At 43.8% G+C, this 23,290-nt stretch carries 19 protein-coding genes; 16 read left to right on the top strand and 3 right to left on the bottom strand.

Going from position 1 to position 23,290, the window contains the following annotated elements; all coding sequences use genetic code 11:
• The first annotated feature begins 191 nt into the window (after positions 1-191).
• The 7 genes from B3R91_RS05295 (at position 192) to B3R91_RS05325 (ending at position 8,714) form a co-directional block, all read left to right on the top strand.
• Complete coding sequence (locus B3R91_RS05295) at positions 192-2,024, top strand: extracellular solute-binding protein (RefSeq protein ID WP_286796772.1); 1,833 nt, start codon at positions 192-194, stop codon at positions 2,022-2,024.
• Positions 2,025-2,156: 132 nt separating this feature from the next.
• Complete coding sequence (gene gloB / locus B3R91_RS05300; RefSeq protein WP_286796756.1) at positions 2,157-2,936, top strand: hydroxyacylglutathione hydrolase; 780 nt, start codon at positions 2,157-2,159, stop codon at positions 2,934-2,936.
• A gap of 42 nt (positions 2,937-2,978) precedes the next feature.
• Entirely contained in the window at positions 2,979-4,049 is a 1,071-nt protein-coding gene (gene yejB, locus B3R91_RS05305; RefSeq protein WP_286796757.1) for a microcin C ABC transporter permease YejB, read from the top strand.
• Positions 4,049-5,131 carry an ABC transporter permease gene (locus B3R91_RS05310; RefSeq protein WP_144296223.1) on the top strand — a complete coding sequence of 361 codons (1,083 nt, stop codon included), beginning with the start codon at positions 4,049-4,051 and terminating at the stop codon, positions 5,129-5,131. Before yejB ends, B3R91_RS05310 begins: the two co-directional genes overlap by 1 nt.
• A 31-nt stretch (positions 5,132-5,162) precedes the next feature.
• Complete coding sequence (locus tag B3R91_RS05315; RefSeq protein ID WP_414707517.1) at positions 5,163-6,842, top strand: ABC transporter ATP-binding protein; 1,680 nt, start codon at positions 5,163-5,165, stop codon at positions 6,840-6,842.
• Positions 6,843-6,876: 34 nt separating this feature from the next.
• Positions 6,877-7,119, top strand: a complete 243-nt coding sequence (locus tag B3R91_RS05320; RefSeq protein WP_286796759.1) for a hypothetical protein — start codon at positions 6,877-6,879, stop codon at positions 7,117-7,119.
• A gap of 284 nt (positions 7,120-7,403) precedes the next feature.
• A complete protein-coding gene (locus B3R91_RS05325; RefSeq protein WP_286796760.1) occupies positions 7,404-8,714 on the top strand; it encodes an iron-containing alcohol dehydrogenase in 1,311 nt (436 codons plus the stop codon).
• 135 nt (positions 8,715-8,849) lie between these two features.
• Here the strand turns inward: B3R91_RS05325 and folE are convergent, their stop codons facing one another.
• Positions 8,850-9,446 carry a GTP cyclohydrolase I FolE gene (gene folE, locus B3R91_RS05330; protein WP_223808440.1) on the bottom strand — a complete coding sequence of 199 codons (597 nt, stop codon included), beginning with the start codon at positions 9,444-9,446 and terminating at the stop codon, positions 8,850-8,852.
• Between the two features lie 352 nt (positions 9,447-9,798).
• Here folE and B3R91_RS05335 point away from each other — a divergent pair, with 352 nt between their 5' ends.
• Together B3R91_RS05335 and B3R91_RS05340 are read left to right on the top strand one after the other, a co-directional pair.
• Entirely contained in the window at positions 9,799-10,605 is an 807-nt protein-coding gene (locus B3R91_RS05335; protein ID WP_286796761.1) for an enoyl-ACP reductase FabI, read from the top strand.
• A gap of 109 nt (positions 10,606-10,714) precedes the next feature.
• Positions 10,715-11,413 (top strand): YoaK family protein, encoded by a 699-nt coding sequence (locus tag B3R91_RS05340; protein ID WP_286796762.1) that lies wholly within the window; start codon positions 10,715-10,717, stop codon positions 11,411-11,413.
• A 51-nt stretch (positions 11,414-11,464) separates the two neighbouring features.
• Here B3R91_RS05340 and B3R91_RS05345 read toward each other — a convergent pair whose 3' ends face one another.
• On the bottom strand, positions 11,465-11,626 hold the full coding sequence (locus B3R91_RS05345; protein WP_201590858.1) for a hypothetical protein: 162 nt from the start codon (positions 11,624-11,626) through the stop codon (positions 11,465-11,467).
• A 458-nt stretch (positions 11,627-12,084) separates the two neighbouring features.
• Here B3R91_RS05345 and B3R91_RS05350 point away from each other — a divergent pair, with 458 nt between their 5' ends.
• From B3R91_RS05350 to B3R91_RS05380, 7 genes are all read left to right on the top strand, one after another.
• Complete coding sequence (locus tag B3R91_RS05350; protein WP_286796763.1) at positions 12,085-13,047, top strand: IS30 family transposase; 963 nt, start codon at positions 12,085-12,087, stop codon at positions 13,045-13,047.
• A 27-nt stretch (positions 13,048-13,074) separates the two neighbouring features.
• Entirely contained in the window at positions 13,075-14,496 is a 1,422-nt protein-coding gene (locus B3R91_RS05355) for an SLC13 family permease (protein ID WP_068405268.1), read from the top strand.
• A 120-nt stretch (positions 14,497-14,616) separates the two neighbouring features.
• Complete coding sequence (locus tag B3R91_RS05360) at positions 14,617-15,405, top strand: metallophosphoesterase family protein (RefSeq protein WP_068405271.1); 789 nt, start codon at positions 14,617-14,619, stop codon at positions 15,403-15,405.
• A 90-nt stretch (positions 15,406-15,495) separates the two neighbouring features.
• Positions 15,496-16,104, top strand: coding sequence for a DUF1543 domain-containing protein (locus B3R91_RS05365; RefSeq protein ID WP_068405273.1), 609 nt, complete (start codon positions 15,496-15,498; stop codon positions 16,102-16,104).
• A gap of 1 nt (position 16,105) precedes the next feature.
• On the top strand, positions 16,106-16,420 hold the full coding sequence (locus B3R91_RS05370) for a hypothetical protein (RefSeq protein ID WP_286796764.1): 315 nt from the start codon (positions 16,106-16,108) through the stop codon (positions 16,418-16,420).
• Between the two features lie 100 nt (positions 16,421-16,520).
• Entirely contained in the window at positions 16,521-20,843 is a 4,323-nt protein-coding gene (hrpA, locus tag B3R91_RS05375; protein ID WP_286796765.1) for an ATP-dependent RNA helicase HrpA, read from the top strand.
• Between the two features lie 94 nt (positions 20,844-20,937).
• On the top strand, positions 20,938-21,306 hold the full coding sequence (locus tag B3R91_RS05380) for a hypothetical protein (protein ID WP_156508500.1): 369 nt from the start codon (positions 20,938-20,940) through the stop codon (positions 21,304-21,306).
• Positions 21,307-21,422: 116 nt separating this feature from the next.
• Here the strand turns inward: B3R91_RS05380 and B3R91_RS05385 are convergent, their stop codons facing one another.
• Complete coding sequence (locus B3R91_RS05385) at positions 21,423-22,835, bottom strand: aspartate ammonia-lyase (RefSeq protein ID WP_068405282.1); 1,413 nt, start codon at positions 22,833-22,835, stop codon at positions 21,423-21,425.
• Between the last annotated feature and the right edge of the window lie 455 nt (positions 22,836-23,290).

A 23,290-nucleotide genomic window follows, 5' to 3' on the forward strand; every position in this document is an offset into this window, starting at 1 on the left:
CTTATCCCGAACTGGGGTTAAGTAGCATAATGGGTTATGTGGCAACCTTAACGCTGCAAAGCATTAGGTTAAAAAACCTAAGTTTGTTATGATAAAATTTCGTCAATCGTCTATTTTGCCGTCAGTCGCGCATTTTTTATCCAAGTTGGTTTAGAGTAGAGGGTCGTTATGAGGGTGGTTATACAGTCATGATGCTAAAAAATACCATGCTAAAAGCCGTCTTAGTTGCCATGACTATCAGCTGGATACCTGTTAGTATCGCCGCGCCAATCACCACAACGGCGCTTGGGCATAATAGTACCACTGAGTATATTGACGTACCATACATGCCTTATGCCAATCCAAAGGCGCCCAAAGGTGGTACGCTGTCACTAGATGCACGCGGCACCTTTAATGCGGCCAATAAATGGATGACCACAGGCGTGGCGATGGTTGGCACCGACTATCTGTATGATACCTTGATGACGGGCTCACTCAATGAAGCCTTTACCATGTATCCGCAACTGGCAGATAAAGTCACCTATGATCCTGATGATACCAGCTGGATCATTTACCATATTAATCCTGCCGCGCGCTTTTGGGACGGCTCGCCCGTGACCAGTAGTGACGTCAAAGCCACTTATGATGCGATATTGAGTAAAGGTCCGATGTATATCCGCAGCTATTTAGGTGATATTAAAGACATTGAGATTATCGATAAGCAGCGGGTAAAGTTTGTTTTTAAGTCTGATGACAATAAAGAGATATTATTGACGGTCGGCCAGTTTCCTGTTTTTGCTAAATCCTCGATTGATACAGATTTTGAGAAAATCACCTTAACGCCGCTCATGGGCAGCGGTCCTTATAAACTTGGCCGCGTCGATGCGGGGCGTGCGGTCAGCTATGTGCGTGATCCTAATTATTGGGGTCGGGATTTGATGGTCAATCGCGGTCGTTATAATTTTGATATGATTAAGTTTGTCTATTATCAAAGTGATGAGATTGCTTTTGAAGGTTTTAAGTCAGGGCAATATCGTTTCCGTCCGGAGAATAAAGCCTCTAATTGGGCAACAAGTTACAATTTCCCCGCTGTCAAAGCCGGTTTGATTCATAAAGAAACCATCAGCAGTGAAAACCCTGTGCCAATGCAGGGTTTGGTGATGAATATGCGCCGGCCCATTTTTCAAGATATTCGCGTTCGCCAAGCCTTGACGGCAGCTTACGATTTTGAATGGATGAACAAAACTTTATTCCATGGCCAATATGAGCGCTTACAAAGCTTTTTTCATGGCTCGGAGCTTGCGGCTACTGGCACGCCATCTGTGGCTGAGATGCAGGTATTAAAACCATTGCTCGCCAAGCTTGAACCGATTCAACGGCAAGCGGTACTAGACGAATGGCGATTGCCAACCAGCGATGGTAGCGGTTTTAATCGTCAAGGATTGTTAGAGGCGCGGCAGCTATTGCTAGAGGCTGGTTTTTATTATCAAGATATGAAGTTGTATCAGCCAAACGGTAAGCTTGCTCAGATTGAGATCTTGATGACGGGTGAAACTATGGGGCGGGTATTGTTGCCTTATATTCGTAATCTAAAGCGTTTGGGCTTTGATGCGACTTTACGCCAAGTCGATGGGCCGCAATATTACGAACGTGTGCGCCGATTTGACTACGATATTATGGTCGACATCTTTGCACAGAGCTTATCGCCTGGCGCGGAGCAAGTGGGCTTTTGGGGCAGTGCTGCCGCTGATGAAGCGGGTAACGCCAATACCATCGGTATTAAAAACCCAGCGATTGACAGTGTTATTAAAAAACTGGGCGACGCTAAGAGTCGCGATGAGATCGTCTTATATACTCACGTACTTGATCGCCTGCTACGGGCAGGACATTATTTAGTCCCTTTATACGGCAAATCTAGCACCAATGTTGCCTACTGGAATCAATATCGTCATACGGCAAAACTGCCGACCAATGCGATCGGTATCGATTATTGGTGGTCAGATAAAGAAGCGGAAGCCCGTGTTAATCGATACTTAAAGCAATAGTTTAAGATAATGGCTCAAAACAGTTATTTAAAAATTATCATTTAAACCAATAAGTAAAGTCACGTTTCATTTGGTTTTTAAAATTTAATAAAAAACATCAGTAATAAAGACAATCACTGCTAAGGATTTTATATGAGTATTCGTATTCACCCCATTAAAGCGTTCAATGACAACTATATTTGGACACTCATTAATGAAAATAATAAGCAGGCGATTGTCATTGATCCGGGTCAAGCCGAGCCAGTTATCGCTTATTTAGAAGAAAATGGCTTGGAGCTGACGTCTATCTGGACCACGCATCATCACCATGATCATATCGGCGGTGTTGCCGAGCTACAAGAATCTTATCCAATGACGCATTTGGTTGCGCATACAGAGCATAACGTCGATGAAGACCAGACCATCAAGGATGGCAGTACGGTCAGTGCGTGGGGCTGCGCCGCGCAAGTGTGGGACGTGTCTGGTCATACCGCAAGCCACATGGCGTATATCTTAGATATCGATGGACAAAAGCATTGTTTTTGCGGTGATACCTTATTTAGTGCCGGTTGCGGACGTGTCTTTACCGGCACGATTGAGCAATTGCATGAGAGCTTTAAGCGTTTAAATGGCTTGCCAGCTGAGACGCTGCTGTATCCTGCTCATGAGTATACTGCCAGTAATCTGCGCTTTGGACTATCTATTGAACCTGCCAATGAAGCGATGCAGCAAGCGCTTGCGCAAGCAGAAGAAAAAACCGCCCAAGGTATCCCGACATTGCCAGTCATTTTAGAACACGAGCGCGCAATTAACGTGTTTTTGCGTACGCAAGAGCCCAGTGTGATAGCAGGGGTGAAGTCTAAAGTCATTATCGATGATGACAAGTCTTTGACTATATTTGCTGCGTTACGTGAGCTTAAAAATAACTTCTAAATGCTAAGTTGTCATATCTCTATGTTTTAGGAAGCCGTCATTATGGGTCGTTATATCTTAAAAAGGTTGTTACTGATATTACCGACGCTATTTTTGATATTGCTGGCGAACTTTGTCATTGTCCAAGCGGCGCCGGGCGGCCCTGTCGAGCAGCAACTGGCGCTTATCGAACAAAGTGCAAAGGACAGTGCGCTCAGCGGTAATATCGGTGCGGGCAGTGCCGGCGGCAATAAGAGCACTTACCAAGGCACGCGCGGCCTATCTGAGGAAATGGTCGCTGCTATCAATGCGCAATACGGCTTCGATAAGTCAGCACCTGAGCGTTTTTGGCTCATGCTCAAGAATTACGCCAAGCTTGATTTTGGTGAGTCGTTTTTTAAAGGTCAGACTGTGACTGACCTCATTATAGAAAAGCTGCCTGTATCCATCTCACTTGGGCTTTGGAGCACGTTGCTGATTTATATGATAGCCATTCCACTGGGTGTTTATAAAGCCATGCATCATGGCTCGGGGGTTGATAAAGCCACGGCCATGCTGCTTGCTATCGGCCATGCGATTCCCGTTTTTGTATTTGCCGTCATACTATTGGTGTTTTTCGCTGGTGGCAGCTACTGGAATATCTTTCCGCTGCAAGGATTAACTTCTGAGAATTTCGATCAATTAAGCGCCCTTGGTAAAGTGAAAGATTACTTTTGGCATCTGGCATTGCCGCTCCTAGCAAGTACCGTTGGCGGCTTTGCTGGCTTGACTTACTTGACCAAGTTTAGTTTTTTAGAAGAGCTCGGTAAGCAATATGTCCTTACCGCGCGCGCCAAAGGCTTGGGCGAACGGCAAGTGTTATACGGCCATGTGTTTCGTAATGCGATGCTGATTATTATCGCCGGTATCCCAGCGGCCATCGTTGGGATTTTCTTTGCCGGTAATTTTTTGATTGAGATTATCTTTAAACTTGATGGTTTGGGGTTGTTGGGTTTCGAAGCCATTCAGCAGCGTGATTATCCGGTGATATTTGGTACGCTGTTTATCTTTACTTTGCTCGGGCTGTTATTGCAGTTAATCAGTGATTTGAGTTATCACTTAATTGATCCGCGTATTGATTTTGAGGGGCGCTAATGTCAAGTCATCCATTATCTTCAACACCCTCAAGCGCAGCGTCTATTGCTATAGAAAAAAAACGCCGCCTAAACCCTATCTGGCAGGCGCGTCTAAAGCGTTTTCGTCATAATCGCCTTGGAGTAACATCGCTATTTATTTTTGCCCTGATATTTGTCATTTGTATGGCAGCCAATGTGATTGCTAATGACAAGCCGCTACTGGTGCAGTATCAAGGTGATTATTATTTCCCCTTCCTAAAAGCCTATCCTGAAACGACTTTTGGCGGAGTGTTTGAGACCGAAACCAACTATAAGGACCCTGCGGTGCAAGCTCTGATTGATGGGCAGGGCTTTTATATTATGCCGCCCATTCCTTTTGCTGACCAGACACCCAACGTTGAGCTTGGGATTCCATATCCAGCCGCGCCCAATAGCCAGAACTGGCTGGGCACTGATGACTTAGGACGCGATGTACTGGCGCGGATACTTTATGGGTTGCGGGTATCGTTATTGTTTGGACTGGCACTGACGCTCGCGGGGGCACTCATTGGTATTATCGTTGGTGCGATACAAGGGTATTATGGTGGCTGGGTGGATTTGGCCGGGCAGCGCTTTATGGAAGTATGGGGCGGGATGCCTCAGCTGTTTATGATTATTATTTTGGTCAGCTTATTCAGCCCTAGTATCTTTATGCTGTTTGCGATGATGTTGTTATTCGGCTGGATGGGATTGGTAGGGTTGGTGCGAGCAGAGTTTTTGCGCGCGCGTAATTTTGATTATGTTCGTGCCGCGCGTAACCTTGGGGTATCAGACAGTCAAATCATGCTCAGGCATATCTTGCCAAATGCATTGGCATCAAGCTTGTCACAACTGCCGTTTATTTTAACGGCTAATATTATTGCTTTAACAGCGTTAGACTTTTTAGGGTATGGCTTGCCACCTGGTTCACCGTCGCTTGGTGAGCTGATGGTACAAGGGAAAAACAACCTTGATGCCCCATGGCTTGCGCTATCAGGGTTCTTTAGCTTAACCTTTATCTTATCATTGCTCATCTTCGTTGGCGAAGCGCTACGTGATGCCTTTGATCCGAGGCGCTCCTGATATGACAACTGATAAGATGATAAACGCTAATATGACGACGACTGAGCAAAGTGCTACTGAGCAAAATGCCTATTTAAATCATAGTCATAGCAACAGCCAAAACAAGCTCATGCTGAGCGTAGATAAACTTAGCATCATAACTCATGCAGGTGTTGCTCTGGTAGATAAGCTATCTTATGAGCTTAGGCAAGGGCAGACGTTAGCTATAGTAGGTGAGTCGGGCTCGGGAAAATCGATTGCCAGTCTTGCGCTATTGGGTTTGCTACCGGACAGTTTGACCGTTACTGGCGATGTACAATTAGCAGATGTAACAGGAATGGTGACATTACCGGTAGCTAATAATAAGGCACGTAATGCGGCGCTGCGCTCTATTCGTGGTCAGCATATCGGTATGGTGTTTCAAGAGCCGATGACGGCGCTTAATCCACTACATACAGTCGGCAAACAAATTGCTGAATCATTGCATCTCAGCGGCGTAGCCAAAAAGCAATGGCGCGAAAAAAGTATCGCCTTGTTAAATGATGTCAATATCAACGATCCTGCTGATAAACTGAATCGCTTTCCGCATGAGTTATCAGGCGGTCAACGCCAACGAGTCATGATTGCTATGGCATTGGCGCAGCAGCCTGATATCTTAATCGCCGATGAACCGACGACCGCGCTTGATGTCACCCTGCAACATGAGATTCTTGAGCTACTAGATAATCTCAAACGTCAGCACAATATGGCGATGATATTAATCAGCCATGATCTCAATCTGGTCAGGCGTTATAGTGATGATGTCATCGTTATGCGCCAAGGGCAAACGATTGAGCAAGGGCAAACGGCAGCGGTATTTAATGAGCCGAAAGCAGAATATACCCGCTCGCTTATTCAGCAAGATTTCGGGCACGCGCTCAGTTTATTGGATGATGAAAGTCAGTTACCAACCGTATTGCAGGTCAGTAACCTAAAAGTGCAGTTTCCGATTGAAAAAAGCTTGTTTGGCGGTACCAAACGCTGGTTTGATGCGGTAAAAGATGTCGATATGACCCTGCGGAAAGGGCAGGCATTAGGTATCGTTGGTGAGTCAGGTTCTGGCAAAACGACGATTGCCCTTGCGCTAAGTCAATTACTCAGTAATCAAGCGCGTGTCAGTGGTCAGATAATGGTCAATGGACAGGACATGACAGCATTGTCCAAACGTGATTTGCGCACCTTTCGCTCGCAAAGTCAAATGGTGTTTCAAGACCCCTTTGCCAGTATCAATCCGCGCATGACAGTCATGCAAATCGTCGAAGAAGGGCTGTTAGTTCAAGGTGTCAATAAAGCAGAACGCCAGCAAGCAGTGATGGATAGTTTGGCGACTGTGCATCTACCAGCTGATTTTGCGCAGCGTTATCCGCATGAACTATCAGGTGGTCAGCGTCAGCGCGTCGCCCTTGCGCGTGCCCTTATTATGCAGCCAAGTTTATTGATATTAGATGAGCCAACGTCGGCGCTTGATAGCACCACGCAGGTTACGGTGGTCAACTTGCTACGGGAAATTCAAGCAAAATTGCAAGTCAGCTATGTGTTTATCAGCCACGATTTAAAAGTAGTACGCGCCTTATGTCAGCATATGATGGTGATAAAAGATGGTGTGTGTATTGAGTCGGGCCCTAGCGAAGATGTGTTTAATAACCCACAGCACCCATACGCACAGCAGCTGTTGCAGGCGAATTTGTTATAACAATAAACGCTATCAATTATTATAAGTAAAAAACATGAGAAAATTATGCTTGATGCTTTTATTTAGCGCTCTATCGCTTAGTGGTTGTTCGGATAGTTCAACCGTAGCTAATACAGAAGACAAATATGCCATTGGCGATCTTGGTGGCGTTTCTGTAAATCTACCTAGAGAATTTGTCGAATTGATTGAATATGATGGGGATCTTAGTTGGGGAGAAAAGCGCGTGGACAAAAAGCCTGAACGAACCTACAACAAGTCGCTATTGAGACTATTTTAAGTTTTCGTAAAGAAGTAAGTTGATGGCTGATTTTCTTTGTATAAGCAAAGATGCGACGCTAAATAATCAGAACATCGCAGTTCATAATAATCATGACATCCTAAAAATGGCGGTGGTACAATAAGTTTAAACAGTAGTCTGCTTTATGTAGAGGCTGATGCAGTATTTTTATTCACCGTGCTTTTGTTTTGACAGCATTTTTTATTTTGACTGCGGTGATGAATCGCTGCTTTAAGTTGTCGTTATTGCTAGTATTAGCATCATTAAAAAGGATTTTTATACCTATGAAAAAACAAAATACAATTTCTAAATTGGTCAGTAGTACAGGCTTACAACACGCCGGTTATTTGGCGGTTGCTAAGACGCGTGCCAAAGTGCTAAAAGCGTTCGCTTACGTTGTGCCTATCAGAAGACCGATGTTATTTGTCGGTGAGACCTCATGTGAAGATTTGTGCGACATGCTCATCAATGAAGGCAATACCAATGTTTTTATCGTTACGGACGCAGTATTAAACAAACTGGGCATCCCTGCGAAAGTCACAGACTATCTAGATAGCAAAAATATTAGCTATAAAATCTACGACGGCATTACCCCAGATCCTACTTTTAAAGTCGTCGAAGAAGGATTGCGCAAGTCTGTCGATGCTAAGTGCGACTCGATTATTGCCATCGGTGGCGGCTCGGTTATTGATGCCGCTAAAATGATTGCGATGTCACAGGGCAATAACTGTAAGCCAAAACAGCTTATCGGTATCCTAAAAGCCAGAAAGCCTTCGATTCCGCTTTATTGTATTCCGACCACAGCGGGCACCGGTTCAGAAGCGACGTTGGGTGCGGTGGTGTCAGATGACAAAACGCATCAAAAAGCCCTGTCTATCGACCCAAGAATGGTGCCATTAGCAGCGGCTATCGATCCGATTATTATGAAAGGCATGCCGGCGCATATCACAGCTGATACGGGTATCGACGTCTTAACCCATGCTTTAGAAGCATGGATGAGTGCCAATGCTAGCGTCGAGACCGATTATTATGCTGCCTCTGCGGTTAAAACTGTGATGCAAAATCTACCCCTAGTTTATAAAGATGGCAGCAACCTCAAAGCCCGTGAAGAGATGGGTATCGCTGCTCACTACGGCGGTATCGCCTTTAATAAAGCCGGTCTTGGCTACGTCCATGCTATCGCTCACCAGTTGGGGGCGCACTATAGTATCCCCCATGGCCGTGCCAATGCCATCGTGCTGCCGTATGTGCTTGACGTCAATCGTAAAGGCAGCAAAAAAAGATTGGCAGAGTTAGCTCGCAAGACTGGTATGGTCAAATCGGGTCAAGCTGGCAAGAGTGATAGTGATATTGCCGATAGTCTCATCGCACAAGTACGCGAGCTGATTGCTACCTTAAATATCGATCCAACCGTTAAAAATATGCAAAGCAGTGATTTTAATGATATTGCCAAAGCCGCGGCAAAAGAAGTCAGCGATACTTATGCGGTGCCGACTTATCTATCTGCTGCTGAAATTAAGGATATTTTAACCAAGATTAAGCAAGCCAGTGATGAGCACGCCAGTCGTGATGCAAAAACTGGTAAAGTTGCTTAAGTTATTTAAGCTACTTAATAAGTCCGATTAACAATTTCTAAAAATAAAAAAGAGCACATTGCTGTTATCGCAATGTGCTCTTTTTCTTTACTTCTCGGTTGCTTATAACTAGCACTGGTTTTATTTTAAACGATATTAAAACGCAGGTTTACGCTTTGGCACCGCATCTAAAAACTCATTACGGGCTTGATTGTCGTGTACGTATTCGCCTAGCATCGCTGTGCTGCGCGTGGTTGAATGCTGCTTGTTAACGCCGCGCATCATCATGCACATGTGCGCTGCATCCATAACCACTGCCACACCGCGGCAACCTGTCACATCCATAATCGTTTGTGCCACTTGTTCGCTTAAATTCTCTTGAATTTGCAAGCGACGGGCAAACATATCGACGATACGGGCGAACTTTGACAACCCTAATACTTGACCATTGGGCAAGTAACCGATGTGCGCGACGCCATGAAATGGCAACATATGATGCTCACATAATGAATAAAATTCAATGTTTTGCACCAAGACCAATTCACGATTGGTCGATGGAAATACCGCGCCATTGACCACTTCTTCCAAGCTTTGATGATAGCCTTGCGTCAAATGCGCAAACGCTTTTGCCGCGCGTATTGGAGTATCTTGCAAGCCAGGACGCTCTAAGTCTTCGCCAGTTGAGGTGATTAGCTGACGATAGGATTCAACACTTTCATGAAAATCTGTTGCTATTGTTGGGGTATTGCTCATAAGTTTGGCAGCCATCCAAAATGTGGGTGTAGCTTAACGCTAATCCTTGTTTACAAACAATGGTTGTAAAGGATTTTTATAAAAATTGTGCAAGCTGGGAGGGCTGTGATTATACTTGAAAACAGCTTAACTTCATACTGCTATGCTCAGTAGATAATCGTTTTATCCATATTAGCTATTACTATGAAAGGAGATTAAGCGTTTATAGCGTGTAAGTAAATACAGTATACGAGTGTTTACTTAAATCAATTCGTGTATAATGAGTCATCTTTTAATTTGTGTCTTCACTCGCTATTTATGAGCGAGCTATTAAAAATAATCTATCATTTAAATTGATTTACAGGGAACTATTATGTTACTACAAGGACAACGCTTTGTCGTTACCGGCATCGCAAGCAAACTTTCTATCGCTTGGGCAATCGCTGAAGCGCTGCACCGTGAAGGCGCGTCGTTAATTTTGACTTATCCCAATGACAAAATTAAAAAACGCGTCGATATGGCCGCCGAAGCCTTTGAAGCGGATTTAGTGCTTGAGTGTGACGTGGCATCAGATGAATCGATTGCTGAATGTTTTGAGCAAGTGACCGCGCATTGGGGCGATGGTATTGATGGTGTTGTCCACGCGATTGGCTTTGCGCCGATGGACCAGCTGGATGGCGATTTTGTCAATGCCACCACTCGTGAAGGCAGCCAAATTGCTCATGATATCTCAAGCTATAGCTTTGTGGCCTTGGCCAAAGAAGCACGCGCGCTGCTAGCCATGCGTCATGGTTCTATGTTGACCTTGACCTATGAAGGCAGTATTTCAGTGTTGCCAAATTACAACGTCATGGGCATGGCAAAGGCCAGTTTAGAGGCCAGTGTGCGCTATCTTGCTACCTCGATGGGCGGTGAAGGTATTCGTGTCAACGCGATTTCTGCTGGACCTATTCGTACCCTTGCGGCAAGCGGTATCAAATCGTTCCGTAAAATGCTCGATATCAGTGAAAAAATCGCCCCGTTACAGCGTAATATTACCCAGACCGAAGTCGGTAATGCGGCGCTATTTTTACTATCACCGTGGGCATCTGGTATCACCGGTGAGATTATGTTTGTGGATGCAGGTTTTAATACCGTTGCTATCAGTGAGCAATTAATGATGCTTGATGAGACAAAATAATGGTTGTAAGCAAAGTTAATATGAGTTAAGCAGTAGAGAAGACGGCCAATTGGCTGTCTTTTTTGGTTATAATAAGGGCTTTTTGGTGTTAGGCCATTAGGCAACGAATATGATAACCAGATTACCAAAATGGATATTGTGGGGCGGCGCTGTACTGGCATTTAGCGCAGGCTGCGTCAATACCGCCGCATTAATGGGCTTTACCAATCTGTCTGTCTCGCATGTGACCGGTAATGTCAGCTTGTTTTCAGCGGCGATTGCCCATTTAGACGGTCGCAGTATTTTATTTATCGGTGCTTTGCTGCTGTCTTTTTTGGCAGGAGCAATATTAAGCGGTTTTGTGATTGGGCAACGATCATTAAAGCTGGGTCGGCGTTACGGCAGTGCGCTGTATATAGAAGCGGCGCTGTTATTGATTAGCTATTGGTTATATCAGCAGCATGATTACTTAGGACAATTGGCAGCGGCGATGGCGTGCGGCTTACAGAATGCGATGGTCGCCACCTATAGCGGCGCGGTTATTCGTACCACCCATTTGACCGGTCTGACCTCTGATATGGGCGCTGCCATCGGTAACTGGCTGGCGGGACGGCGTATTAGTAAGCCTACATTGGGCTTTCAAGCGATTATTTGGTACTGCTTTTGCGGTGGCGGCGCCGTTGGGGCGTTTTTGTACGCTAAAGTTGGCTATGGCGCGTTATTTGTCCCTATTAGCATTGTTTTGAGTGCAGCTTTTTTCTATAACTATATGTCAGACCGTTTGCCAGAAAAAAGACAGCCGAGACGAAAAAAGCGCCCATCTGCTTGATGAGCGCTTTTTATTTTAACTTTTTAATTCAAATAAGCTTAATGAGACAAACTACTTATCGTCTTCTTCGTGATCTTCATGTTCATGTAACCCTTGCATCATATCTAATGCGGAGTCGTCGGTACGCTGCTGATCTTTTTTATCCAAGCCATCTTGATTGATATCTTTTGGTGCCATTTTTGTGGTCGCATCGGTTTTGTTTGAATTTGGCATAGCATACTCCTGTTTGCTTTTATCAATGTCCAATAAAGCCCAATAAAAATTTTAAAAATATAATGGGTAAATTTATCGGCTTTTAGCTTTAATTAACTTATTTAGTATGAGATAGCACTGTACGCTTGTACATACACGGTGTACGCTTGTTTAGTGACGATGTGTAACCATACATCACAAGGATTACTGCTTAATTTTTCTATAACCACATTTATTGCAAAATTATCAGCAGCACTCTTAAATCAGTTTTTTGTTATATATCTGCTATGATGACGGCGTATTTTTGCGGTTACCGATTGATGAAGGGTATATCGCCAAAATACGCTTTTATTTTAGGTTTTTTACATTGTCTTTGGGCCTAGATTCAAATAAGAAGTGCAACGTTTTAAAAGAATGAGTTGAAGAGTAAGATGTGCCGTGTTGCATTTCAAACTTCAACTCCTACATATCAGAACGTTATGAAACACTATACACATCTTACCCAAGAGCAAAGATATCAAATATCAGCGCTATTGCAAGCTAAAAAAGGCATGAGCGAAATAGCTAGAATTATCGGCTGTCATAAATCAACGGTTAGTCGAGAGATAAAGCGAAACATGGGACAAAGGGGTTATCGCCCCAAACAAGCCCATCGTTTGGCAAAAGAGCGCAAAGTTGTGAATAGCGCACAGATCAGCCGCTTTGGCTGGTGCTATATTGAGCACTTGTTAAACAAGAGATACTCACCTGAACAGATCACAGGGCGACTGAGGATGCTAGGTTGGCAAGATGTCCCAAGCCATGAATCGATATACCAACACATCTATACTGACAAAAAGGCAGGGGGTGATCTACACAACGCCCTTAGATGTCAAAAGCGTTATAAGAGACGGTATCTGCACGGCAATGATAGGCGTGGGAAAATAGCGAACCGCTGTGATATCACTGAGCGTCCTAGTATCATTGATACGCGCAGTCGTATAGGCGATTATGAAGGGGATACTGTGGTTGGTCATGGGCATCAAGGTGTGCTTGTCACTTTAGTAGATAGAACGACTCGAGAGACTAAGATCAAAGCGCTACCCAATCGTAAGGCAAAAGCTGTCACACAAGCTTGTATTGACATGCTAAAAGGTGAGCAGGCGTTAAGCATCACCTTTGACAACGGTAAAGAGTTTGCTGACCATGAAGCGATGGCAACCGCGTTAAAGGCTGATATTTACTTCGCTCAGCCTTATCATTCTTGGGAGCGCGGAACTAATGAGAATACCAATGGTTTAATTCGTCAGTTTCTACCTAAGTCGATGCGTCTAGATAACCTATGCAGTCACTTAGTTCAGTCGATTGAAGACAGTTTAAATAATCGACCTAGAAAGGTGCTAGGGTTTAGAACACCGCTTGAGGTAAAATCTAGATTCGGGTGCGTTGCACTTCAATGTTGAATCCAAGGGGGAAAATAAGGACATTTTATGTCAGAGCAAAAACTAGATAGCCATCTTCCTGATGATGGCAACGAGTATTTATTTACCGATACTTTTCCAAAAGGTACAGGTAAAGGGTTGATAGTGGTCGCTATTGCGGCGGTTATCAGTATGATTATCTATAACGTTTTGCCGTTTGATATCAATGCAAATAAAGGCCTGGCGATGTTGTTTTTCATCGGGGTACTGTGGCTGACAGAGGCGGTGCACGTTACGATTACGGCGCTTTTGGTCGTCGTCGTTGGTGCGTTGATTGGCATTCCAGAGTTTGATGCGGAGATTGGCTTACAAAGCTTTGCCAATCCGACGATTTATTTATTCTTTGGTGGTTTTGCTTTGGCAGCGGCACTACATGTACAGCAACTGGATAAAAAAATTGCGTTAAAGATTTTATCGATGTCAGGCGGTAAGCTCAGTACGGCAGTATTTTTGATATTTGGTGTGACAGCGTTTTTGTCGATGTGGATATCGAATACTGCGACCGCGGCGATGATGTTGCCACTAGCACTCGGTATTTTGACCCAAGTTGACCGTGAAAAAGACCGTGGCACCTTTGTTTTTGTATTACTGGGTATTGCTTATTCAGCGAGTCTTGGTGGTCTGGGTACGATTGTTGGTTCGCCGCCAAACGCTATTGCCGCAAAGGCGCTTGATATTGCGTTTGTAGACTGGATGAAGTTTGGTATACCGATGATGTTGGTGCTCTTGCCATTATTATTGGGTGCCATGTATGTGTATTTAAAACCAAATCTAAACCGTAAGATTGTACTGCGTGAAGACGAGCCTATCGCTTGGAATAAACCGCGTATAGTGACGATTATCGTCTTTATCATTACCGCCCTTAGTTGGATATTTTCCAAAAAAATCGGCGCTGCATTAGATATCACGGATACTGATGCCGTAATTGCCTTATCCGCTGCTGCTGCTGTAGTGAGCTTGGGTTTGGTGTCATGGAAGCAAGTGTCTGATAATACCGATTGGGGCGTACTCATGCTGTTCGGTGGCGGTATCGCGCTATCGACGATTTTGAAAGTATCAGGTGCGTCTTTGGTACTGGGCGAAACGGTTGCCAATGCGCTGTCTTCAGCACCGCTTATTATCGTCATGATTGCCGTATCGGCATTTATTATCTTCTTGACGGAGTTTGCTTCTAATACGGCTTCTGCTGCTTTGTTAGTACCAGTGTTTGCTGCTATTGCTGAGCAAATGGGACTGCCACATGAAGTGCTCGTCTTGGTCATCGGTATTGGCGCCTCATGTGCCTTTATGTTACCGGTTGCCACGCCGCCGAATGCGATTGTCTTTGGTACGGGGCTGATTAAGCAAAACGAGATGATACGTGTTGGTGTTATTCTTAATATTCTTGCTACCCTAGTCGTCGGGTTGTGGGCGTATTTTTTCTTAATATAGCCTAGCAATTAAGTTCATCATAATCCCTAAAGCCCGATATTTACTTAAATGTCGGGTTTTTTATTTCCTTTTATTGTTAGTCTGTGTATAACGGAGTGATTTGCGAGGAAGAAAAAAAGGATGGAGTATTCTAGTAATAAGCAATTCAATACTATTGCAGCTATCTCAGACATTCACAGTAATGTCTTTGCGCTTGAAGCTGTGCTTGCTGATATCAGACATCGAGATATTGACCAAATTGTTAATCTCGGAGATATTCTATATGGACCGATTGCGCCTAAAGCCACGTATGAGCTTTTAACGAAATATCAAGACGATATTATTACTATTCGGGGTAATCAAGATAGACAGATTTATGAAGCTACGACAATAGAGATGAAAAGCAATTCTACGCTGACTTTCATTACAAAAGATTTGCCTAAAATGGCGATAAGATGGATGCAGAACTTGCCTTTTGATTATCATTTGAATGACGATATATATCTGTGTCATGGGTCGCCAGCGGACGACATGATATATCTATTGGAAAATATAGAAACAGGGCAGCCGACGCTACGTAATAACACAGATATTTTAGCATTGCTCAAGGGTATCGACAGTTCAGTTATCGTATGTGGCCATACTCATATTCCGCGTACAGTCATGCTATCGACAGGACAAATTGTTGTTAATACAGGTAGCGTTGGCTATCCCGCCTATAAAGATGATTTACCAATCGTGCATAAAATGCAGACTTATTCGCCCCATGCCAGTTACGCTCTTATTAAATGTGTTGAAAATAAAAAAGGTAAGCAGTGGCAAACTGAGCATATTAGAGTGCCTTACGATTATGAAGCAGCAGCTAAATTGGCTTTAGCAAATGGTCGTGAAGATTGGGCGTTTGAATTAAGGACAGGGCGAGTATTGTAACTGGAGAATAGTCAAAGTGTCTTTAGATCAAGCTGATAATATTGATTGCGGTAACTATAATTTTTATATATATAAAAAGGACTGATTAAAATGCTAACACTGTTTATGGTACAACTTGGTGGTCGCCCCAAAGGTCGTTTGATTGAGCAACATGATATATTTTTTGGCGTGGCCAACCAAGTCAGCGAGCTGATAGAGGATATCAATCAGCACTGGCCTGAGGTTAAAAATAAATGGCACATTGACTCGTATCGAGCGATTAGCAAAGTTGATAATTATGCGATTAAATTGGTCGAATCAAGTAGCCAAACAGAGAGTACCAACGATGTAGAGAGTACCAACGATTTAAAGTTATTCTTTATCAATTTAGGGGGTTATCAGCGCGGCAGTTTCGAGGAGTTTCATTATAAGCTGCTTATCGTTGCTGCTACTCAAGCGGACGCTATTAAGCAAGCAAAACAGAGCGAATTTTATAAAGCCTTTACTTATAAAGATAAAGAGTCGCCTTTTAATGCCGCCTCGCATATTGATGATAAGTTTGAGGTAGATATCGACGATATTTATAACGTCAATGACCTTATTCCAAATGTTCGGTTGTTAATTAAGCCGATTACTAACGATAACAATGAATTTGCGAATACTGATGATAAAGAGTACGTTGGTTATCTGAGTATCAAGAATTTAAGGAGGTTAGGATAATATGGCTTTAAATATGTACTATAAAAACGGCGTTATTCGCAAAACGCGTAGCCAAATCTCTGATGAGCTATTGACCACGCTTTATCAGGTTCATAATAATGCCAATTTTCCACAACTGACGTGGTTAATTGATAAACTTTATGAAAATCCACAGATCCAGCCTGATGTCGCTAAATGGTTAGCTGATGAGGTGGGGGCGTTTGAGAGACTGTTACTTTCGTTGCACCTGCCTTTTCCTATGCTGCCTCTGCAAAAGCTCCATAGCTTCTTTACGGGAGCTGCAGCTAGGGGGCAGGTGATTTATACCAGTAATTAGTGAATTTTTTGCTTTAGCCTGTTTCTATAACCATCTTGAATCACGCCCAAATTACCCCCATAATCTAAGCACTTCCAAATAATAAATAGCCTAAGTAAATATGCCCAATACTTCTAAGAATACCGCAGAAACTGCTACTGAAAACCTAACCAACGACCTAAGCTCTAATGAATTTAGCTCCAACGAAAATGAAGCAAGTAAAGCCGCCAACCCAAATAATGATGACTCAAATATCACGGTAAACAGTGATAACGCATCTTCGTACGTGAAGGTTGCCACTGACTTACCATTTTTAGCCAAAGATAGCTATTATCTCAGCCGTTTAGAGCGTGAGCTGGCACGTGCCGCTGTGGCTAATAATAAAAGAGATCAGAAGGGTTCTGATAATAAAGCAGAGGATGGGCTAACCAAAAAACGTGCGCAGTATGACAAAATAAAAACCCGCTCACAGCAAGCGGTGCAAGCGCGTATTGATAGTATTCCTCAAGATTTAGCAGCCAAGTTAAATCTTGACTTGCCCGTGAGTCAACGTGCTGATGACTTGGTTCAAGGTATTATCGATAACCAAGTGATTATCGTGGCAGGTGAGACCGGTTCTGGTAAGACGACGCAATTACCAAAGCTTGCAATGCTGGCAGGTCGCGGTATCACAGGGCAAATAGGTCATACTCAGCCAAGGCGACTGGCAGCACGCAGCGTAGCAAACCGTATCGCGGAAGAATTGGGCGAGCAGCTCGGTAATACCGTCAGCTTTAAGATTCGTTTTAATGAGCAAGGGTCGGCACAATCTGTCGTGAAGCTGATGACCGATGGTATCTTACTGGCTGAATTGGGGCATGATCGGTTTTTAAGTAAGTACGATACTATTATTATTGATGAGGCGCATGAGCGTAGCTTAAATATTGACTTTATTATGGGTTATTTAAAAAAACTGCTGCCCAAGCGCCCTGATTTAAAAGTCATTATTACCTCAGCGACCCTTGATACTAGACGCTTTAGCGAATATTTTAGCCATTATGATAAAAAGCTCAAGCGTAACGTGCCTGCGCCGATTTTTAATGTCGAAGGTCGCAGTTACCCTGTGGAAGTTCGTTATCGTCCGTTGACCGATGAGCCAGTAAACAGCTCGGATGATGACAGCTATGATGACTTTGAAGAGAATCTGCCTCGCGCGGTGGTTGCTGCCGTCGAAGAATGTTTTAGCGATGCACAAAACAAAGGTCATGCCGATCAAGCAGATATTTTAATATTTGCGGCGACAGAAGCTGAAATTCGTGAGCTCCAAGAGGTGCTTGAGCGTCATGGGCCAAAACATACCGAAGTATTGCCCTTGTTTGCTCGCCAAACTTATGAAGAGCAGCAGCGAATCTTTCAGCCGTCAGGTCGCGGCCGGCGTATCGTTATCGCCACCAACGTTGCCGAGACGGCACTGACCGTACCCGGCATTCGCTATGTGATTGACTTAGGATTTGCGCGGATTTCGCGTTATTCGTATCGCTCACGCGTACAGCGTTTACCGATTGAAGCCATCTCACAAGCAGCGGCCAATCAGCGTAAAGGGCGTTGTGGTCGTGTCGCGCCCGGCGTTTGTATTCGGCTTTATAGCGAGGAGGACTTTACTGGTCGTCCAGAGTTCACTGAACCTGAAATTTTACGTACCAATCTTGCCTCCGTTATTTTGCAAATGGCCAACCTGCGCTTAGGCAGTGTCGATGATTTTGCCTTTATTGAGCCACCTGATAGCCGCTTAGTTACTGATGGGCATAAATTGCTCGATGAATTGGGCGCGATTACTTCTAAAAAAGAAGCCTCTTCTGCTAAGCAAACCAACAAGCCCAAAAAAGGTCTTGACCATCTGGTTCTGACACCGACTGGGCAAAAAATGGCACGTATGCCAATCGACCCAAGGTTGGCACGTATGTTGGTTGCCGGTAGCGATTTTGATTGTATTCGCGAAATGCTCATCGTGGTTGCGGCGCTTGCTGTCCAAGATCCGCGCGAGCGTCCTGCCAATAAGCGCCAGCAAGCGGATCAAAAGCATGCAGAATTTCGCCAAGATGACTCCGACTTTTTATTCTATTTAAGTCTCTGGAAAGCCTTGTTTGAAAAAGACGAAGACGGCAACAAACTGTCTGGTAATCAGCGTAAGAATTTTACCAAGAAAAACTATTTGAGCTTCCCGCGTGTGCGCGAGTGGAATCAAACCCATCGTCAGCTGGTACAAATGGTCACTGAGCTAAAACTGACCGACGTTAAGGAGGCAAAAACTACTAATAAAGGTAGCAATAAAAAAGCTTCTTTAGATAATGTGACGAGCGACCCTACCGCGATTGAAGATGAAGAGCTCAAAGCCGTTAAATATGCCAATTTACATCGTGCATTATTAACGGGTCTGTTATCTACGATTGCGCATAAAACTGAAAATCGTGGTGAATACTTAGCCGCGCGCCAGCAAAAAGCCAAGATTTTCCCAGCCAGTACGGTGTTTAAACAAGTACCGCCTTGGGTCATGGCCTTTGAAGTGGTGGAAACCTCGCAAGTGTTTATGCGTACCGTTGCTAAGATTGAGCCTGAATGGATTATCTCAGCGGCAGGCGACTTGTTAAAATATCACTACTTTGAGCCGCATTGGTCGAAAAAGACGGGACGTGTTAAAGCTTACGCGCAGATTAGTTTATTTGGGCTGATTATTATTAGTAAACAGCTGACCAACTATGAGCAAGTGAACTTGGCTGAATCGCGAGAAATCTTTATCCGTGATGGTTTGGTGACCGGTAATTTGGGTCGGCAAGCGCCATTTTTACAGCATAATATGGATAAAATCGCTGATATTGAACGTATCGAAGATAAATTGCGTCGCCGTGATTTATTGGTTGATGAAGAAGCACTGTATCAGTTTTATGATAAAAAAATCCCTGAGCATATTGCCAGTCGTAAAACGTTTGAAGATTGGCGGGCCGAGGTGGAAAAAACTGATACTAAGTATCTATTCTTCACCGATGATGACGTGCTTAATAGCCAAGCGCCAACGACAGGCGATTTTCCAGAAGTGTGGAAACTGGGTGATTTAAAATTACCGCTGCGTTATGTCTTTGATCCGTCAAGCGATGATGATGGCGTGACCATTCGTGTGCCACTGGTAGCGCTACCGCAGCTTGATGCGATTGAGCTATTGTGGGGCGTACCCGGTTGGCGCTATGAGTTGGTATTGCAATTACTCAAGTCATTGCCCAAAGACATTCGCCGTCAAATCGTCCCCATTCCTGATACTGCCGATAGCTTGTTTGATGAATTGCAGCCTGCTGGTGGTCAAGGTTTATTAAAGCAGCTGTGCCAAGCTTTAAATCGTCGCGGCATTATGTCGGTGACGCCTGAGAGTTTTAATCCTGCTAGCATCGATCGCTATTTACAGCCGCAAATCTGCGTGGTCGATGACAAAAACCGCATTATCGAAAAAGGTCGCGACCTACAAACGCTACAAATTCGCCATGCTAGTGAAACCCGCCAAGCAGTGAATGAGCAGCAAGGCACACATACCGAGTTCCCTGAGCATTTCGCCTTTAGCAAAAACCATCATAGTGCAGGCGTGGTGATGAAACAGTTTGCCGCCTTGGTCGCAGACGCGTCGGGCGAGGCGGTATCGATTCACCAATATACCGATGTCAATGCAGCGTTGCAGGCGCATCGTATCGGGGTTTTAACTTTAATAAAAGCTAAGCTTGGCGCGAAGAAAAAACAGCTGACCAGTCAGATTGATAAGATATTTAAATTGGCTTTTGCTCCCCTTGGCGATATGGAGAAGCTAAAAACCATCGTCATCGATGCGGCATTGGATGCTGCGCTTGAAGAGCATTATGTGCTATTCGATCATACTGCCGATTTACCTGAAAGCGCTGATGATATTGCCGTAGCCCTTGCGGAAGAATTGCCTTTTACGCCAGAGGAGTTTGAAAAAACCTTAGAAGTCGTCGCTGGTAACTTCCTATTAACGGGTCAAGATGTCATAAAAACGCTTAAAAATGTCTATACGCGTTGGCAGCGTATCCGTCAGAGCTTACTCATGCTTGATAGAGAAATATTTGGCGAGTCTATCGAAGATATCGAAGACCAGCTAGAGGATTTGCAATTGGCTGATTTTGTTTATCGCATGGATTATAGCCATTGGCAGCAGTATCCGCGTTATTTGGAAGCATTAGAGATTCGTCTTGAGCGCCTTGAGCATAATCTGGAAGCGGACCTCGATGGTGTCTACGCTCTCGATGAACATATGGAGCGGCTGGCAAATCGTGCCAATGATAAAGCCATTAGCGAATATCGCTGGATGGTTGAGGAATATCGCATTCAGCTATTCGCGCAGCCGATGAAAACCCGCATGGCGGTATCACCGAAGCGTCTAAATAAAATGTGGGAGAAAGTGAATTAAGGCTCAATTTGAGCTTTAGAACTTATTTATTGACAACATTTTTCTGGGCGTTACACAATAGATTGATGTAATTTTTTTAGCAGGATAAAAAATAATGATTAAATTTAGACTGATAATATTAGGATTTGCATCAACTATATTTATGATTACAGGCTGTGGTGAAACACAAGCCAGTAGCAATAGTGACATAAAGGCAGTCGCACTCGATGATGTGGCAAAAGAAGTACAGTTACGCGGTAAGTTTAAAAGAAGCTTTGAGGTTCATGAACTGGTTTCTAATGGCGTCACTTACTACGTATCAGATCCACAGCAGCTATTAATGAAAGATTCAAAAAGTATCAATCAACAAGGCTATTATAAATATTTCGAGACTTGCGTCGTTGGTAACATCAGCGCTATCGGTAAATATGGTCCTTTAGGTAAATATCAAAAGCAAATAACGGTCAGTGAAATCTGCGCCTAGTTTTGATAGCACGGGTGAATGAATGCACCTTCTTGCTCTAAACAATCTTTATCATCAATAAAAAAAGGCTGGATTAGCAATCGCTAATCCAGCCTTTTTATTTAACTATAGATAAACTATAGCAATACTCTAACCTTTGGATACACCATATTGGCAGGAGACAAAATATCATCTAGAGTTTCTTTGTCCATCAGTTTTTCTTCTAATACGATGTCGTAAACACTGCCGCCAGTTTCTTGAGCTCTTCTCGCAACAAAAGAAGAGGCGTCATAACCAAGGTGCGGATTTAGCGCGGTGACCAGACCGATATTATTGAATACCTCGACACTACATGCCTCGTTGTTCATCATCAGACCATCAATACAGCGCGTGGCAAACATCTCACAGATATTAGCCAGCATGCTCATACCGGTAAACAAGTTAAAGGCAATGACGGGCTCAAAGACGTTGAGCTGTAGCTGACCGTTTTCTGACGCCATAGCGATAGTATGGTCGATACCCATGACATGGAAGCAAGCTTGGTTCACCACTTCAGGGATCACAGGGTTTACTTTACCCGGCATGATGGAGCTACCAGGCTGCATTTCAGGCAAGCGATATTGCGCCAAACCAGCTCGCGGACCCGAAGACTGCAAACGTAAGTCATGGGCAATCTTAGATAAACGCGCAGCAAAGAGACGCAAATTGCCAGACAAAGCCACATAAGCACTGGTGTCTTGTGTCGCTTCAATCAAATCTTCAGCAATATAATAAGGTCTGCCAGTCAAATCAGACAAGGTTTTGGCAACTTCTTCAGAATAGCCCGCTGGTGCATTCAAGCCCGTACCAATTGCTGTGCCGCCCATATTGATTTCATGAAACAGCGCACGAGTAGATTCGATACGATCCATCTCTTTTTTGATCATGGTTGCAAAGGCGTTGAACTCTTGACCCGCGGTCATAGGCACAGCGTCTTGCAAATGCGTGCGACCCATTTTTAATTGATCGGCAAGCTCCGCGCTTTTTTTCTTAAGGCTGTTATACAAGATATCCATTTTACTTAATAGATGGACACAGTATTCATCTAACGCCACATTCATCGCTGTAGGGTAGGCGTCGTTGGTTGATTGTGACAAGTTGACATCGTTATTTGGATGCACGTGCTGATAGTCGCCTTTTTCGTAGCCTAGGATTTCTAAAGCACGGTTAGCAATCACTTCGTTGGCGTTCATATTGGTTGACGTACCTGCACCGCCTTGGAACATATCAACGATAAACTGATCATGATATTTATCAGCAATTAAATCATCGCACGCCGCTGCGATAGCGTCTTTAACGGTGTCATTTAGTACACCTACTTTATTATTGGCAATCGCTGCCGCTTTTTTAACGGTGGCAAAGGCACGAATAAAGGTCGAAAACTGGTTTAAGCGCACTCCACTGACAGTAAAGTTTTCAAAAGCACGTAGGGTTTGGATACCATAGTAAGCATCAGCGGGCACGTCACGATAGCCGAGTAGGTCATGTTCTTGGCGAGTAGCAGTTGTCATGCAATAAATCCTTTCAATAAAAAGCCCTGATTAAGACGCAAAGATACCGTCATTTGTTAACATGACAGTAGTAGCCTTGCATTGGTAAGTCTATATGGTTGACCTTATAGCATAAGCCTTTTAGGTAGGGATTAACAATGAATATTTATTACATCACGCATAATAAAATAAAAAACTTTATATTATAAATAGTAAGCGCTAAACGTTTTTATCTGAAGAAGGCCGTAAACTCATTAAATCCACCTTCAAAGCAAAGATAATATGATTTTATCTCTACTTTAATATAGTCAGTGTAAAATAAAAGCGACACGTTATAGATTTTTGCGACTGGTATAAATTTTCCTTGCTTGCTGTTATCACAGAGGCTACGAAAAATTCATCCCAGTCGCACTGTATCGATTTTAGAGTAATTCTACTATAGTTAGTTTAAAGCACTTAATAAGCGCCAAAATTTG

This window comes from Psychrobacter sp. UBA6291 (assembly GCF_002439405.1).
Taxonomy (GTDB): domain Bacteria; phylum Pseudomonadota; class Gammaproteobacteria; order Pseudomonadales; family Moraxellaceae; genus Psychrobacter; species Psychrobacter faecalis.